At 40.3% G+C, this 268-nt stretch carries 1 protein-coding gene; it reads left to right on the plus strand.

Features of this window, described 5'->3' with window-relative positions; translation table 11 throughout:
- Positions 1-14 precede the first annotated feature (14 nt).
- A partial coding sequence (locus tag SB773_RS32155) for an NADPH-dependent FMN reductase (RefSeq protein WP_410594411.1) occupies positions 15-268 on the plus strand: 254 nt, incomplete at its 3' end.

Consider the following 268-nt stretch of genomic DNA (forward strand, 5'->3'; position numbering starts at 1 on the left):
CGGAGGTAATGAAGATGAAAATTGTTGCAATAGTGGGAAGTATTCGTAAAGAGTCTTACAACCTAAAGCTTGCCAAATATATTCAAACTAGATATCAAGATCGTTTTGATCTCGAAATCTTAAACATTCGGGACCTTCCTTTTTATGATCAAGATATTGAAAATGAGCCTCCTGCAGTCGTGAAAGAATTTAAGAGCAAAGTGGCTGATGCAGACGCAGTCCTATGGGTAACGCCTGAATACAATGGGCCGATTCCAGGCGTATTGGG

The organism is Bacillus sp. SIMBA_074 (genome assembly GCF_046534555.1).
GTDB classification, from domain to species: domain Bacteria; phylum Bacillota; class Bacilli; order Bacillales; family Bacillaceae_G; genus Bacillus_A; species Bacillus_A mycoides.